Origin of the sequence: Sutcliffiella sp. FSL R7-0096 (assembly GCF_038595065.1) — a bacterium.
Lineage (GTDB): Bacteria > Bacillota > Bacilli > Bacillales > Bacillaceae_I > Sutcliffiella_A.
The window spans coordinates 680,152-695,538 of record NZ_CP152003.1 but is presented as its reverse complement, the minus strand read 5'-3'; the positions used below and the strand labels follow the sequence as shown (position 1 = coordinate 695,538).

The 15,387-nt window shown below is 43.1% G+C and carries 16 protein-coding genes; 8 read left to right on the top strand and 8 right to left on the bottom strand.

The genetic code is table 11. The annotated features are described in order from the left end of the window. The 5 genes from MKY77_RS03725 to MKY77_RS03705 all read right to left on the bottom strand — a co-directional run bounded on the left by MKY77_RS03725 (window position 1) and on the right by MKY77_RS03705 (window position 6,669). Entirely contained in the window at window positions 1-1,731 is a 1,731-nt protein-coding gene (locus tag MKY77_RS03725; protein ID WP_339148943.1) for an IucA/IucC family protein, read from the bottom strand. Next, window positions 1,703-3,529: an IucA/IucC family protein gene (locus tag MKY77_RS03720; protein ID WP_339148942.1), complete on the bottom strand. Its 1,827-nt coding sequence runs from the start codon at window positions 3,527-3,529 to the stop codon at window positions 1,703-1,705. The genes MKY77_RS03725 and MKY77_RS03720 overlap by 29 nt, the downstream gene beginning before the upstream one ends. Before the next feature lie 565 nt (window positions 3,530-4,094). Next, on the bottom strand, window positions 4,095-5,642 hold the full coding sequence (locus tag MKY77_RS03715) for a helix-turn-helix domain-containing protein (protein WP_339148940.1): 1,548 nt from the start codon (window positions 5,640-5,642) through the stop codon (window positions 4,095-4,097). Window positions 5,643-5,799: 157 nt separating this feature from the next. Further along, window positions 5,800-6,153, bottom strand: a complete 354-nt coding sequence (locus MKY77_RS03710) for a YciI family protein (protein ID WP_339148939.1) — start codon at window positions 6,151-6,153, stop codon at window positions 5,800-5,802. 291 nt (window positions 6,154-6,444) lie between these two features. Beyond that, complete coding sequence (locus MKY77_RS03705) at window positions 6,445-6,669, bottom strand: spore coat protein (RefSeq protein ID WP_339148938.1); 225 nt, start codon at window positions 6,667-6,669, stop codon at window positions 6,445-6,447. 333 nt (window positions 6,670-7,002) lie between these two features. On the opposite strand from MKY77_RS03705, the gene MKY77_RS03700 reads away from it, so the two are divergent. From MKY77_RS03700 to MKY77_RS03680, 5 genes are all read left to right on the top strand, one after another. Further along, window positions 7,003-7,563, top strand: coding sequence for an AAA family ATPase (locus MKY77_RS03700; protein ID WP_339148937.1), 561 nt, complete (start codon window positions 7,003-7,005; stop codon window positions 7,561-7,563). Between the two features lie 188 nt (window positions 7,564-7,751). After that, window positions 7,752-8,873 (top strand): glycosyltransferase, encoded by a 1,122-nt coding sequence (locus MKY77_RS03695; RefSeq protein WP_339148935.1) that lies wholly within the window; start codon window positions 7,752-7,754, stop codon window positions 8,871-8,873. An 8-nt stretch (window positions 8,874-8,881) separates the two neighbouring features. Next, on the top strand, window positions 8,882-10,432 hold the full coding sequence (locus tag MKY77_RS03690; RefSeq protein ID WP_339148933.1) for an alkaline phosphatase family protein: 1,551 nt from the start codon (window positions 8,882-8,884) through the stop codon (window positions 10,430-10,432). A 61-nt stretch (window positions 10,433-10,493) separates the two neighbouring features. Further along, window positions 10,494-11,048, top strand: a complete 555-nt coding sequence (locus MKY77_RS03685; RefSeq protein WP_339148932.1) for a DUF3231 family protein — start codon at window positions 10,494-10,496, stop codon at window positions 11,046-11,048. A 90-nt stretch (window positions 11,049-11,138) separates the two neighbouring features. Then, on the top strand, window positions 11,139-12,422 hold the full coding sequence (locus MKY77_RS03680; protein ID WP_339148931.1) for a cytochrome P450: 1,284 nt from the start codon (window positions 11,139-11,141) through the stop codon (window positions 12,420-12,422). A gap of 55 nt (window positions 12,423-12,477) precedes the next feature. Here the strand turns inward: MKY77_RS03680 and MKY77_RS03675 are convergent, their stop codons facing one another. Both MKY77_RS03675 and MKY77_RS03670 read right to left on the bottom strand, forming a co-directional pair. Further along, window positions 12,478-13,191 (bottom strand): class I SAM-dependent methyltransferase, encoded by a 714-nt coding sequence (locus MKY77_RS03675; RefSeq protein WP_339148930.1) that lies wholly within the window; start codon window positions 13,189-13,191, stop codon window positions 12,478-12,480. Between the two features lie 12 nt (window positions 13,192-13,203). After that, window positions 13,204-13,626 (bottom strand): hypothetical protein, encoded by a 423-nt coding sequence (locus MKY77_RS03670; RefSeq protein WP_339148929.1) that lies wholly within the window; start codon window positions 13,624-13,626, stop codon window positions 13,204-13,206. A gap of 313 nt (window positions 13,627-13,939) precedes the next feature. Here MKY77_RS03670 and MKY77_RS03665 point away from each other — a divergent pair, with 313 nt between their 5' ends. The 3 genes from MKY77_RS03665 to MKY77_RS03655 all read left to right on the top strand — a co-directional run bounded on the left by MKY77_RS03665 (window position 13,940) and on the right by MKY77_RS03655 (window position 14,739). Next, window positions 13,940-14,152: a hypothetical protein gene (locus tag MKY77_RS03665; protein WP_342515652.1), complete on the top strand. Its 213-nt coding sequence runs from the start codon at window positions 13,940-13,942 to the stop codon at window positions 14,150-14,152. A 66-nt stretch (window positions 14,153-14,218) separates the two neighbouring features. After that, window positions 14,219-14,395, top strand: coding sequence for a hypothetical protein (locus tag MKY77_RS03660; protein WP_342515651.1), 177 nt, complete (start codon window positions 14,219-14,221; stop codon window positions 14,393-14,395). A gap of 20 nt (window positions 14,396-14,415) precedes the next feature. Further along, window positions 14,416-14,739 (top strand): RNA polymerase subunit sigma, encoded by a 324-nt coding sequence (locus tag MKY77_RS03655; RefSeq protein ID WP_342515650.1) that lies wholly within the window; start codon window positions 14,416-14,418, stop codon window positions 14,737-14,739. 59 nt (window positions 14,740-14,798) lie between these two features. Here the strand turns inward: MKY77_RS03655 and MKY77_RS03650 are convergent, their stop codons facing one another. After that, on the bottom strand, window positions 14,799-15,311 hold the full coding sequence (locus tag MKY77_RS03650; protein ID WP_342515649.1) for a hypothetical protein: 513 nt from the start codon (window positions 15,309-15,311) through the stop codon (window positions 14,799-14,801). Window positions 15,312-15,387: the final 76 nt, after the last annotated feature.

The window sequence follows — 15,387 nt, the reverse complement described above, 5'->3', positions numbered from 1 at the left end:
TCAACTCTCCTTTTTGCTATCTGCTAAAGAATTTGTGACAAGATGGCGTAATCCGCCAACCTCTTCACTTCGGGTCTTCCTTTTCAGAAGCGACTCGGCATAGATGGTAGGTGCCGTATGCTCAAGCATGCTATTCCTGCATAGTAATTCAGGATAGCGGTTCAAGTGCCCGGCTATTGCTTCCTGTACCATCTCCCAGAATCTTTCCTCGCTATATCCATACTGCTCCTGTAGTGCAAAGGACCATTCACTCAAATGAAAAACAAACAACGTATCCATCACAAGCTCTCTCAAGGCTTCCACAGAAGACATCCAATAATACTCGTCAGGTTCTCCTTTTTTAAACTGCTCATGTATCCTTGAAAAATCCGGGACTCTGTTCGGTTCTTTCAAAAATGCATGATGATACTCTGTGCTGTCGTGAAAATCCCTCAGGGCAACACGGGTTGGCCAGCCATTCTTATGTAATAGAATCATATTTTGTGCATGTGCCTCCACGGCAATACCATGGGAGACAAGCAAATGCCAGACCGGCACCACACTTACTTCGATCAATCTCTTCAACCAGTTTTCGGTTCCATAGCGCTTCAGCCAGTCATCCAAAAACGGTAAGCCATCCCGCTCAATCAAGGGCAAGGCCGTAAAAGGCACAGCCTCCTCTTCCTCTTCCATGTAAAGCCGGATACTTTCTCGCCAAATGGCTCCAAGCTTAATTTCCGTCTTTTCAGAAGGTTGATAGGCCACCCCCGCATATTCCTTCAAAACGATGAAGGAAGCCTCTTCTTTTAAGAAATGATCCCTTTCCACCGTATCCGCGATCCATTTTGAGATGGGAGGTGCCGCACAGATGGCGTGCGTGTCCAAGGTTCTTAGCGATGAGGTATTTACCATGTTCATCGACAGTTTGACATGCGCTTTCTCAGGATTCGACACATTCCATAGTGTTCGGACGGACTGTGTTGCCCGGTAAGGATCCCCTGTCGTTTTTATAAGAACAATCTCCCCTTTGTCCATCTCATCCTGTGCAACTTGCACCTGCCACGGGTGGATCGGCAGAAACGTGTATTCTTGAAAATCTTTGCCTCGCTCTTGTAGTTCAGCAAGCATCTGATTGAACACGGAAGTTCCGAGCTCCCTTTCCCAGAAGTCCTTCTCATCCTCTAGGAGTACAATCTTGCTGTGCTCCCGTCTGACAGCCGCCCATTGCAGGCTAAATGACTGCCTTGCTTCGGGTCCAAATGCAGCATGATCTTTGAGCGTAAAACCGGTCCTTGCCTTGAAACAAGGATGATACGGATGCCCTTCCCATATCTCCGATTCCAGTTCTTCGTATGGGAATGCCCGCCTGGAGAGGGGTGCTAAGAGATTCGCTTCATTCCACTCCACCAGTAAGGCTGTTTGGGCAAGCTCACGAATAAGCAAGTTCTTTTTCTCAGGATCTGATACAAGGTCTTCCACCAATTCTTCCATCCTGGTTACTGTGCTAGAGCCATCAGGACGCAAGGTGCGGATGCTTTCCTCTTTTATTCGCACCCGGTCAAACGCAGTGATTTTCCCCTCGCAGCTGTAGGTCCGTCCTTTTCCGAAAATGGTGAAGGTTACTAGAGAGTCATCCAGCTTGGGAGCTGTTTTTTCCATATCCATCAACCCTTCAAAAAGGATTGCCTCGAGCAGCTGTCGGACTATCCGTTTTCCCACCTTACTAGACGGCAGCGGTTGCAGCTTCTGCATAGTTCTCTTCCTCCTTCACAAGGGTAAAGGGATTGGGGATATAGGTGTAAACGGCTTGTTCATTCTCCGCCATCAGCTCATCCACATCATGAAAACGGGTTAACAGATTGGCTTTATAGGACAGTTTCTCGGAATGGAGTATATGGCGGATAAATGCTCTCCCTTGTCCTGTGAGCTCCAATTCCAGTCGAGTAAGCTGTTGGTGGCACCATGCAAGTAACCTATCTTCACTCAGGAGGCCTTCCTGACCAAAGCGGCAAATGACCGAAAATAGCTGATTCATAAAAAGGTAGTACGTAAACCTTTCCTGAATGAGCGCATCCTCATAAAAAAGCTCCGGACATTCTTCCAGGGACGGAAGTTGCTCATGTAAAATTCCCCTATAAGAGTTTGATAGATAATACCCCTGATTATCGCGGTAGTAATACGCTTCGGGATAGCCAGATGTAAGGTCGAGGACACTATTCTGCTGATGGGCCTCGAGCGCAATTCCGTGTTCGTCATACAAACGGATAAGTGGCTCAATCGAACATTTCCAATACTTCTCGAACCAATCCATGCTTACATCCTCAAGTGTGCGCCGCTTTGATTGCGAAAGCCTATCGATTGTCTGCTTCAATCTTGAACTTTCATTTGGCAGAGGGTCCTGCACCAATGCCGCGATCGTGCTGATGCCTTTGTCTTTTCCTTCCGGGAATGGATTGGATCGAATGATGACCTCGAATCCCGACTCTTTTTTTCCCGGAAATTGAGCAGTAATATAGGCAGGATCTTCAATCATCCGGAACCTTGGATATTTTTCCGTAAAACGCACTTTTTCCATCAGCTTCGCTATTTCTGTACCCGCCCTTAGCTCATGGAGTCGATTCGTTCGTAAAGAGTTCGTAATTTTTACCGGAACGGAGAATTTGTACATCCATTCTTCATCAGGATGGTAAACGGTTCTGATCGAAGAGGTGGCTGAATAATAAGCCCCCATTGGCCCAAGATCCTTGATGAGATTCTTTTCCATCGCCTTTTTGACATAATCCTGCTGAAGCAGCCATTGTGCCTGAAGAGGGTGGATTGGAATGAGACAAGCATGTTGCGGTACAGTGAGCTGCGGCAGCCATTTCGATAAGGAATGGAGAATCATGTCGCTCGCACGTCTCATATCATTGGACCCTTCCCTCACCATCTCCCGGTCTAGTTGAAAATAGTGCAGCTGAAAACGGCCTTTCAACTCCGGGGCATAGCTTGGATGCTGCCAGCCAGCCATTCCCTGCCTGCTCTTTGGTGTGGGGTGGAGCCAGTGACCAAACAACAGCGATTGCTCGGCTTCCAGGAAAGAGCTATCTTCAGAATAAAGGCTCATTCCATCTTCCCTTCTAGTTTCTATGTAAGTCGCCATCGTCTGGTAGCTCTCAATCAGCCTGAGCACCAGTTCATCATAATGGGATGCAAGTTCGTGGCACCCATTTGATTTGGCCATCAGGTGGAGCTCATGGATAAGGGCGATCATCATCGGCAGCCTGTCTTGGGGAACCCATTCGCGGCTTCGGTCACAATATTTAAGAACAAATCCAAGTCGATGCCTGCCTGTTTGCGATCGGTACATCACTTCCACCGCAAAGGTGGCAGACTGCCCTGGTAGTTCCATCTCCACTACCGACTCCCCTGATAGCGTCATGGATGGTTTCTGCTCCCGCACCCATTCCTTCATGCCCATCCAATTTCCGCAGTCCACTTCTTTTAAGTAACTATTTATAAAAGCTTGAAACGTTGCATTTTCTGCAATTTGTTTGGCTGATTGATGCATAATTCCATCCTTTCACCGAGTCTTTAGACCTAGTAATTGATAACCATTCTCACTACTGGTTAAAAAAATTTGATTTGATATATTTACGCTCATTGATGTTTGATAGGATATTGAAATTCATTCTCAATGATAATCATTATCAACGATGCTGAACATGGACAAATGCAACTTGTTGCATGGAGAAAATGAATGTCGGATGAAAAAAAACGTGCAAACGACTTCTAGTTCAGTTTAATACTGTTGTAAATCTTCATAGCCAGTTTTCTATAGGAGAAGATTTTTTCCATAAGCGTAATCAAGACCTTAGTGCTTCGATTTTCACGCTAAAAAGGTCTTCATGAGTGCTATGAAGACCTTTTTACTTCAATTTTTACGCTAGTGAGGTCTTCATCCGCTCTATGAGGACCTTTTCACCTCAATTTTCATGCTAGTGAGGTCTTCATCCGCTCTATGAGGACCTTTCCAACTCAATTTTCATGCTAGTGAGGTCTTCATCCGCTCTATGAGGACCTTTCCACCTCAACTTCTAAGCTATTGAGGTCTTCATCCGTCGAAAGCAAAACTACTATGCTTTTAACCTGGCTTTGAACATGCTGGAGGAAAACTCCTCGAGCATACTCTTCCTTCCCAACGGCCCCCACGGGTCCCACTCATGACTTTCAGGATAATAAACCTCTCCTGATTGGACAGCACGGATCTCATTCCATTCTGGGGTATGGGCCGTTCTCCATACATCCCTTTCATGGCTCCATAAAATAAGAAGCTTGTCAGGGTTTAATGCCGCTATATCCTTTAGACTGACAATCCGGTAGCCTTCCCCATGCAAGTCAGGGTGCGGCTGGAATCCAAGGCCTTGAAAAAGAAGATCAAGCAAGGCATGATTTCCCTGCCCGTAAAGACGAATTTCTTCCGGGCGAATCCATATGACTGCCCAACTCCCATTTTTGGTTAACGGGCACAGTTCATCCCGCACTTTACACTCCAGACAGTGAATATCTTTATCTATCGATTCGGCACGGCTTTCACACCCTACCATCGATGCAATCTCATACAGATACTCCCGCCAATCTTGCTTGAATGGCATATGATGGACACGATCCTGCTGGGAAAGCAGTACATTTTGGAGCTGATGATTATGTAGAGGTGTTTTGATGATGCAATCTGGCTGAGACAAAAGGATATCCTCCGGCTGAAACGGTTTTTCCGCATTCAGCAGCTTAGTTCCTTCCAGCCCTTGTTGAAGATAGCTTGGCACCCCACTGCTTGCGGGATACATGGTTGGATAGGATGGAGCTGCCACGGGCTGGACACCAAGTGCGAGTAGGTGATCCTGCAAAAACAGCTGGCTGACAACCGCGATCCTTTCCTTCGCCCTTTTCATGAAAAGCGATGGTGGCATGCCTTCTTTGTTTTTAAAAAGACGGCTGAAATAAAACTCATCCTGCAGTCCAATTTGGAGTGCCACTTCCTTGGCGGTAATTCCTTTCTTTTGGAGCATCAGTGTTTTAGCAGCCTTCATCCTCTCCACATTTAAATATTCCTTCGGCGCCATTCCGGTGCTTTTACGAAATGCCCTCGAAAATGAAACTGGACTCATATTCATTTTAGATGCAAGCTCTGCCACCGTGAATGGCTTGGACAAGTTGTTACGGAGCAATTCCGCCGCTTCTGCCATTCTGTCCACTTCCGCATCATCTGTCAGAAAGGATAGCATTTCCCAAAGCAGGGACTGAAATCTGCATCTTGCCGAGATCGTTTTTCCTTTGTTCCATTTCCGCAATTCTTCCCACAAAGCCATCATTTTTACTGGTGCCTGTTCCGCAAGCCGACCTGATAGGAATCCAGAAATCATGTCCCCTTCTTTTGGCCATGAAAGATAATACACCGTCAAAAGGTCTGAAGCAGCTGATGTGAGCTCGCAAGTATCGGTGAGAAAGTAACTTTTGCCCTCCTCTACCCTTATCACTTGTCCCCCATTATCTAAAATGGCATTACCTGATGAAACATACAGAATATAATAATAATCGCAATCTTTATTGAAGGCTTTCGACTGGCCCTCACGCAAATTAAATCTAACAGTCTTATAAAAATCAATAGGTTGATCGTTCAGCATAAAAGAATGTTACTCCCTTCTTTCCTACCAACATTATAATTGAAAACGATTATCATTTTCAAGAGCAGTCAGAGAGAAAGGGAAGTTGAGTGGGCGGGCACGGTGATTCTCGATTCACAAGTTATCGTGCACGCCGCTTATCTTTGGTCGAAACTCCTCACTCAAACACCTGACGCAATTCGATCTGCCCTTCCCCAAATCCTTGTGGGTCCGGCATCCGCATCGCCCACTCGATGGCTTCTTCCTTCGACTTCACATCAATTAAAATAAAACCGGCAACCAAATCGCTCGTTTCAGTAAATGGACCCTCTGTCACAACCGGCTCGCCTCCTGGATTTGGAAACGAAATGCGAATCCCGTTTGAACTGGGATGAAGACCTTTCGCCATCACCCGGACGCCTGCCTTCACCAATTCCTCATTGTACCTCGTCATGGCTTCATTCAATTCAGGGTTCGGACGGTTTCCGGTTTCCGAATTCTTTGAGGCTTTGACAATCAACATAAATAACATATTATCTTCCTCCTTCATATTCACATCACACTTATCATTAATCATCCCAAAATAATTCTCACTATTCAATCTTTTCCTCAAAAAAAAAGACGCATTCCTCTTTTCAAAGAAACCCGTCCGGTCACATAGCTAACTAAGAAGTGCTAGCTTCTCACTTAAAAATGCGCATGCTATTTAAAACTCATTTATTTCCTTGATCCACACAGCACATGCCTAGACCCATTATCCTCTAATAAAAACACTCCCTACATGTCTACGCAGTTAGGGAGTGGAATGTTTCATGTTCGTAAATTAATAATAGTAAGGATACGGTGGATATGGGTAAGGCGGATATGGATAATAGTACGGATATGGTCTTGGTCTTAATAATGCACCCGCTGCCAAACCTGTTATAAACGGAAGACCGAAACCAAAGCCCGGACGTCCGAATCCAAAACCTGGACGGCCAAAGCCAGGGCGGCCAAAACCAAAGCCTGGGCCAATGATTCTTCTTTGATCATTATAATCAATATTCACTAGACTACACTCCCTAAAGTTATTCCATACCATGGTATTCACGGGACATGAGTCTATAAACTTGTACCTAGAAAGATGTGCGTTTGCCTAGTAGGATCGGGTGGAAGGGAGACGAGGGGGACAGGCACGCTCCCTACTTCCCCCCTTAAGCTAGCTTCCAGCATTCGGTAAGATATTCTCCACTAAACTTTAACATAAAGTCCCATTGTTTTAGTTTCAGAAATATAAAATTATTCAATTTTTTAACAATAATCTATGGTATTTTATGTTAAAATAACCCTAATTCTTTTCTGGAGAATATAGATATCCTAAGAATAGCAAGGAGCGACCATTATGAAATTTGTACACATATTCGGCCCCCAAGCGGTTGGGAAGATGACGGTTGGGCAGGAGTTAGCGAGAATAACGGATTTGAAGCTTTTTCATAACCATATGACAATCGACTTGGTTGGTCATTTTTTTGATTACAGCACAAAGGAAGCCAAGCGGTTGGTGAACTTGTTCCGTCAGGAGATTTTTGAAGAGGTTTCTAAAAGTGACCTATACGGTATGATGTTCACTTATGTGTGGATGTTTGATATGGAGTCGGATTGGGAGTATGTGAAGAATCTCACCCAGCTGTTTGAGTCGAGAGGGGCCACTGTTTACTTTGTGGAATTAGAAGCAGATCTAGACAAGCGGCTGGAGCGAAATAAAACGCCAAACCGACTGGAACACAAGCCTAAAAAGAGGGACTTGGAATGGTCGGAAAATGATCTGATGGAGACCTTGAAGAAGCATCGTTTGAACTCAATGGAAGGAGAAATACCATTTGAGAACTATATGAAGATTAATAATACGAATAAGAGTGCGGCGGAAGTCGCCCAGTTGATAAAAGGTCGTTTTGGTTTTTGAGGAGTGGGGAGCAGGTGAAGCCGCCGACTCCCACTCTTTACTTCTCCCTCTCTTCCCCCCCTGTTTCCCTCCCCAATTACCTATTCTTACACCTCTTACAAAACCTTTCCCCTTAGTTCAAAAACAGTAATAAATTTAAGGAAACACCTCATACTAAGAGCAAGATAATTAGAAGCAGGTGGTTTCTTTTGAGTAAACGAGTTCTTATTTTATCAGAGGCTTTTGGATCGGGGCATACTTCGGTCGCTTTTTCCTTAATGGAAGGGATCCGAAAAATAGATTCATCTGTTGAGGTAAAAGTGATGGAGCTGGGAAAGCACTTTCAACCAATGGCTTTTAAGCTGATTTGCAAAACATATATGACCTTAATTGAACGGTATCCTTCCATTTGGAGAAAGCTATACACCAACAGTCAGCAAAAGGGAGTACCAGCATGGTGGAACCTTTTGTTACATACACTTTTGTTTCAAAAATTAGATAGGTTGACAAGTGAGTTCAAGCCTGATGTCGTCATCTGTACTCACCCTTTTTCAAAAATAGTGGTTTCTAGGATCAAGGATACCAATAATCATCCTTTTACCTTTTGTATGTTAATCACTGAGTTACATTTACATGCAGGATGGATGTCCCCACAAATTGATTATTACCTTGTTTCGAGTCAGGATATGCATTCGGACCTAGAGCTACTCGGGACACCCAATAATCAAATAAAGATAACCGGTTTGCCTACAAGGCCGGGCTTTTGGAGGAAAGTAGAAAAAACAACTGCCCGGAATAAGCTTGGTATTGAAGACATGCAGACCATACTTGTAATGGGCGGAGGACTAGGGCTTGGAGGTTTGAAAAAAGTAGCAGAAAAACTTGCAAGCCACAAAAACCAATACCAAATAATCATTTGTACCGGCCATAATATCGTTTTAAGGCGTTACCTGGAGAATAACTTGGCATGTCGATATCCCAATATCATGGTTATCGGCTTTGTTTCCTCTATTGATGTTTGGATGGATGCTTCCGACATTCTCATCACCAAGTGCGGGGGTGTCACCTGCTTTGAAGCTTTGATGAAAGGGATTCCTTTCATCATTTTCGAGCCAATTTCAGGGCATGAAGAGCAGAACCGTGATTTTCTCACCAACAATGACTTAGCATTCTATGCTGATGATGAACACGAAGTCCTCTCCCTGATTGAAGAAATGTTATCACCTTCTGAAAATAAAAAGCACGTGCTTGAAAATGTTCATACTTACAAACAAAAAATAGATCCTTTAGCATGTCAAAAGACCATCTTGCGTTTAATACATCAATACTAGGAGTTATTATGAAAATCATACTACTAATCATGTTATGCACAGCATCCTTGTTAACAGCTTGCCAAGGGGAAAAGCTACAAGCCCGCACTCCCCCTGAAAAGAATATCATAATGATTATGGTGGACTCGATGACAAATGAGCTTATAGAAGAAAGTGTAAAAAGCGATGATTTCCCTGCGCTGCGTTTTTTTGTGTCGAAGGGACAAGTATATCCCGATTTGATTGCCCCTTTCCCTTCCATGTCTGTTGCCATCGAAGGGACACTTATCACAGGGGAAATGCCATACGAGCATAAGGTACCAGGTCTGACCTGGTATGACCCAACGGAAGATCGTATCATTGACTATGGGACTTCTTTTGAAACATTGCGTAAGTTGGGTTTCAAGGAATCTTTGGAAGATGCATTCTTTCGATTAAACAACGTTCATTTAAATAAAAAAAGTACGACCATTTTTGAAGAATTGCATGAAAAGGATATTTCGACTGGCGCGATTAATACACTCTTATACCGAGGAAAAACCAAGCATTTGCTCCAAACCCCGCTCGGTCTCAATAAATTGATTGGGATCGATGATGAAGTGGAAACCTATGGTCCCGACGTCTTTTCCTTCGGTTCTTTTCATCGGCCAGCTGTATTGAAGGACGAAAGATTGCCAGACGCACTCCTATTGCGCGCAGGATTCTCAGATAACTATGCGACTGAAGTGATAAAAAAATTGATAGTAACCAATCAACAGCCACAGTTTCTGCTCGCTTTTTTTCCTGAAATGGATAAGAAGACGCATCGAAACAGTCCCCCTTATGTAAAAGGATTCAAAGAAGTAGATCACCACCTTCAAGAAATACTGGATGTCTATGAAAATTGGGACGATGCACTAGAGGATAATATCTTTATTTTATTTGGTGATCATGGCCAAGCTTCCCTAGCGGAGGAAGAGGACGATGTGAAAATAAACTTACACGAGCTTTACAGGGATTATCATATTGCCCCCTTTAAAGAAAAGCCTTCCTCAGGTGATATTGTGATTTCCAACAATCACCGCATGGCATTTCTTTATCCCACAAATAAGAAAGTGCAACAAGAAGAGCTTGCCCGTAAAGCCATGGAGGACAAAAGAGTTGCTCTATCTGCAGCAAGCATAGATGACTGGTATACTGTCTGGACTCCTGAGATGAAAGAGCCTTTTAGATTTAAGAAAGGCGGGGAATGGACCGATTCCTTTGGACAATCCTGGACCATTGATGGCCCAGGGGAAGTGCTTAAACTAAAGCTGGACGATTCAAACAAGAAGCTTTCCTATACAGATTATCCAGACGCACTTAATCAGCTTTCCAGTGCCCTATTAAGTCAACCAGGTTCTGTTGTCATTACTGCAAAACCCGGACATATTACTTTTTCAGAGACCGCACCTGTACATGATGGCGGCGGGGAACATGGTGGAATCCATAAGGATGATACCTTGGCTGCCCTAATTATTGCCGGTACCGACAAAGAACCAACCTCCAGGAGGATGGTGGATTTGAAAGCTTACATCTTGGATTTGTTAAAAGAAGAGTAGAGGGGAATATTTACCCTCTACTTGTTAAAAATATACCAAATATAGCTTGGGAGGTTTCACCATGACTAATGCATTGGAAGCCATAGCCGCCATCATAAAAAACTTCACAGATGAAGAACCTAAACTACCTTTACATGTAGGGGAAGTAATGGATCTATGGACGGCTTTTACAGCTTTTAAGGAAGCGCATACCCTTTATCAGGTTGCACTCAACAGTACCACTGACAGGGACTTGAAAGCCATGTTGGAGGATGCCTTGGACGGCAGTCTGTCTGATACAAAACGGATAGAAGATTTCCTCGTTAAAGAAGGCGTCCCATTGCCCCTTGTTAATCCCAATAAACCTGCATCCGACCCAGGTGCTATCCCAGAGGGGGTAAAACTGACCGAAGATGAGATTGCAAATCTTATAGCTGCTAAAGTTGCCACTTCCATTACCTTTTGCGCCCAAGCAATGTCCAAAACGGTTCGAACCGATGTAGGGCTTTTGTTCTTTTCCATACAGGTCCAATTAATGAAGTATGCGGCACCATTAAAAAATTTAATGAAATCCAGGGGATGGTTAAGGGTTCCCCCGAAATATAGCCCACCAGGTGCTCCCCATCCACCTAATTGACTCCTTATTCTCTTTTCCCCCTTTTCTTACGTTTAGGTTGGAAGAAAGAAGTAAATATACAAAGTATAGATACATGAAGGAGGGATCTGTTTGGAAAATAATCATTCCATGCCTAAGGAAGAGGGACTCGATCATAGCCTGAAGCTTTTAAAAGAAGGGTACCAGTTCATTATGAACCGCCGTCATATGTTCCACTCCAATATTTTTGAAACCACGCTCCTAGCAGAAAAAGCAATCTGTCTGACTGGAAAAGAAGCTGCAAAAATCTTTTATGATAATGAGAAATTCAAACGAAAAGGCGCAGCTCCAAAACGTTTGCAAAAGACGCTCTTCGGTGAAGGCGGCGTGCAAGCGATGGACGGCGAAGCGCACCACCATCGAAAAGCAATGTTCATGTCCCTTATGTCGAAAGATAGCCTGAAGGAAGTTTCCGAACTCACAAAAAAACATTGGGAAGCTGCCGCTCTAAAATGGGAGCACGAAGAGGAAATAGAATTATACATAGAAGCAAAGAAAATCCTCACACAGGTTGCCTGTGAGTGGACGGGCGTCCCTCTTCCGGAAGATAAAGTGGAGAAGTTCTCCGTTCAATTGGGTGATATGTATGAATCTGCTGCTGCAATCGGGTTAAAGCATTGGAAAGGACGCAGATCCCGCTCCAGTGTAGAAAGCTGGTTAGAAGACCTGGTCGAAGAAGTCCGGGAAGAAAAAGTAGATGTACCAAAAGACAAAGCCCTCTTTCAATTCTCCATGCATCGTGACCTCAACGGAGAACTTCTTGATAAAGAGATTGTTGCCGTGGAATTATTGAATCTTTTGCGTCCGATTGTTGCTATTTCTGTTTATGTTTGCTTTACCGCTCTTGCGGTACATCAGTATCCGGAGGAAGCTGCAAAGTTACACGAAGGAGAAAGCGGGAGTCTCCAACGATTTGTGCAGGAAGTCCGTCGCTTCTATCCTTTCTTCCCCTTTACCGCAGCAAGAGTAAAAGAAGACTTTATTTGGAATGACTATAAATTTGAAAAAGATACCCTTACCCTATTGGACTTGTACGGAACAAACCATCATCCCGAAGATTGGGAGAACCCAGATCGCTTTGAGCCCGATCGCTTTAAAACCTGGGACAAAAGTCCATTTGATTTTATCCCCCAAGGTGGCGGGGAGTATGATATCGGTCACCGCTGTGCCGGAGAATGGCTGACGGTTGATATCATGAATGTAAGCCTGGACTTTCTAGTAAATGGCCTAGATTACAACTTGCCCGAACAAGACTTGAGCTTCAGTATGTCCCAAATCCCTAGCTTGCCAGAAAGCAAAATTGTGATGCGGGATGTGCGAGTGATGGGGACAGGCACGCCGCCCCATTCTCCTTGATCAGACAATCTTTCTAACAAAAGTGCCCAGAGAACAAAATCTCTGGGCACTTTTGTTATATTTTTTTAGACATAGCCTTCACAATCAGAAAATGCGGACTTGTCATGAGATAGTGATACGCTTCCTCTTTCACTTCTCTCATCTTCTCGTGTGGCTTTGGTTCAATCAGCTTATCTAAGATGAAGAATTGAGTAGTTTTATTGACGATGTCCTGCATGGGCCGTCTGTAAAAGCTGACATCAATGGTGATGGTCGGCTTATGCCAAGTATCCGTTAAAAACTGCGTCTTAAAATAATTCTCACAATGAAAGCGCGTATAATCCATGAATGGATGATGAACCGAAAACAAAACCGCTCCCTCTGGTTTTAGCACGCGATGGTATTCCCGGAATGTCGAGGTCCAATCCTTCAAATAGTGAAGCGTAAGCGAGCTGACTATCATATCAAAGGAATTGTCCTTAAACGGCAGTGGGTCTTGGAGATCGTGACAAAGAAAGGTCGCATCCTCCCCCACCCTCTCCTTTGCAGCTTTTATCATTTCCGGACTCAAATCAATTCCCGTAACTTCCGCACCCTGCTGCACCAATTGAGAAGTATACCATCCAGCTGAACAACCCGCATCCAGCACATTCTTACCTTTTAAGTGCTGTGGCAAGGCTGCCATCATTGCCGGACGTTCGTAATAGGCGTTATAAGGGCTTCCTTCATCCGTATCATTTTGATAAGTTTGTGCTAGTTTGTTGTAGGTGTCCTTTGTAGGGTTGGTCATTTTTTTGCCTCCTTACTCTGGAGTATCTAGTAAAATTAATGTTTCAAACAAGTCTTTTTGCTTCTTTTCTTCATCGCTCACATAAAACATCAATGCATTACTTATACCATATGCCTTGTGCTCTATTAATTCCATTGTGGCAGTTTTCTCATCAAATTCCTGAATTCCTTCTGATCTTTCTGTTGATGAAGGAAATACATATATGGATAAAGTGTTTCCTTCTAAACTGTATACACGAGGTGTAATACCGTTTAACTCCTGGATAAAGACGTTTTCACTTGTTAGAATTGCAGGTTTCTTTAAAATGAAGCCCTTCTCTATTAGCACTGCTTCTACCTCCTCTAATGTTATCTCGCTTGGTTTTGCTGCTTCTTGTTGTAAACAAGCACCTAAAATAGAGATGAGGCATACGGAAATTAGAATATGTCTTAACACATTGATTCTCCTTACTAAATATAATTAAAATAAAACATTGCATACAGGTTCCACAATACATGCAGTATTAAGGAAGGATAAATAGATCTAAATTTCATAAACAAATAGCCATAAACGAATCCATGTATGCCTGAGTGAACCATGTTATCAAAATGCATTAATCCAAAAAGTAAAGAGGAAATGATTAACGCGAACCAATTATTAAATTTAGATTGGAGGTACCCTTGAAGCAATACACGATATACGATTTCTTCCAGAAAAGGTCTGATGACAACCAGTCCAATAGTATATATTCACTTACCAAATTAAAAAAGTGGAAAATATTGAAATGGTAAGTGCCTTGTTTATAAATAAAACTAAATTCGGTTGGGAGCATCCTATAGAGGGCGGAGAACATGCAATTATTGATGATGCTTACATAAGCCATGAATTTATATCTCCTACTACTGAAGATTCACCGTTTCCTATAGTTTTTGGAAAGATAACCAACGCTGATATTTCTAAAGTTCTTGTCAGAAAGGTTTAAAGTAAACAAGAATATAAGGCAGAGGTTATTTATTCAGAAAACGGAAAAAAATATTGGTTTGCTTTTGTGGATATAGAACCAGATGAAATGTTTGAATTACATGGGATAACTAGAGATGGGCAAGTTATTTATTCCATTGATACGCTTTATGGAAATGGTGGAAGTCACGAACTTTTAGAAGCAAATCCAAACGCAGAGAACTTGCGCTGTCCGATGCCGAACAAGAAGTCTACGAACTGCTAAAAGCTGATTTCGATACTCAATTGTTACTAGACCTCACCCCTATCAGCATAGCGAAACTTTATGTACAGGCGACGTTAGATGGCGAATGGGAAGTACGATATGAACTTTACACAGATAGGCAAGACATGATGCAAATTGATAAAGAGGAGTACTTGAGCGAAATGGGGCATTCTTCGCCTGAACAAATCCGCGAGAAGTTCTTTGGAATTCAATATGGCATCTTCCATGAGCGAGGGGAAAGTGGATATATCAGCTATATAAACCTCTACGGTCAAGAGTGGGGCTTTCAGATGGTGAAGGAAGAAGACGGTAGTTGGGCTGTGGCGTTTATGCCGATTCAGTAGCTATCAGGATTCGAAGGGACAGCCACGCCGACCCAACACTGATCATAGTGCCTGTCCCTTCAACCCACGAATAAGATTATAGCAATCAATAGAGAAGAGCCGATCCATGTGATGACGAGTTTCTTCTCTACTTTTACGGATGAGTCCCCCACCTTATGTACGATAGACAAAATGAATAGATTTATGAAAAACAAAAAGTAATAGATAACCATAAACATCAGCCAAGCTTGCTGATTGAGCAAGTCTTGTAATGGCGTTATGAAAAATAACAAGATAAACAGCCCAAAGGAAAACAGTAGCCAAACCAAGAGGATAATGGACATTTTATTCCATAACCGATGTTGCATGAATTGCTTTTTATACTTTGCATAGTTATAAAGCAACTGATTACATGCAAACAAGATCAGTGAAATGGACACCAGGACTGCAAGTTGTTTTAATAGTGTACTTTTCATAGTCAGATAAGGATTAACCAAATTGAAATTTGCTATGAACGCAAATAAAACAAGTAAAAGAATCACCAATGATTGTTTCAGCCAATAGAATTTCATGAGGCTTTCACCAAAAACCATACCTTCATATTAATCGCCTCCTCTCTTTTACTTACGAATTTACAGAAGAAAAGTTCCAGTGAAACGTAGTTCCCAC

Excerpts from the sequence above, each read along its gene's own strand:
- MKY77_RS03725 (WP_339148943.1), bottom strand. The coding sequence starts at position 1,731 with ATGCAGAAGCTGCAACCGCTGCCGTCTAGTAAGGTGGGAAAACGGATA.
- MKY77_RS03720 (WP_339148942.1), bottom strand. The coding sequence starts at position 3,529 with ATGCATCAATCAGCCAAACAAATTGCAGAAAATGCAACGTTTCAAGCT.
- MKY77_RS03715 (WP_339148940.1), bottom strand. The coding sequence starts at position 5,642 with ATGCTGAACGATCAACCTATTGATTTTTATAAGACTGTTAGATTTAAT.
- MKY77_RS03710 (WP_339148939.1), bottom strand. The coding sequence starts at position 6,153 with ATGTTATTTATGTTGATTGTCAAAGCCTCAAAGAATTCGGAAACCGGA.
- MKY77_RS03700 (WP_339148937.1), top strand. The coding sequence starts at position 7,003 with ATGAAATTTGTACACATATTCGGCCCCCAAGCGGTTGGGAAGATGACG.
- MKY77_RS03690 (WP_339148933.1), top strand. The coding sequence starts at position 8,882 with ATGAAAATCATACTACTAATCATGTTATGCACAGCATCCTTGTTAACA.
- MKY77_RS03685 (WP_339148932.1), top strand. The coding sequence starts at position 10,494 with ATGACTAATGCATTGGAAGCCATAGCCGCCATCATAAAAAACTTCACA.
- MKY77_RS03675 (WP_339148930.1), bottom strand. The coding sequence starts at position 13,191 with ATGACCAACCCTACAAAGGACACCTACAACAAACTAGCACAAACTTAT.
- MKY77_RS03650 (WP_342515649.1), bottom strand. The coding sequence starts at position 15,311 with ATGGTTTTTGGTGAAAGCCTCATGAAATTCTATTGGCTGAAACAATCA.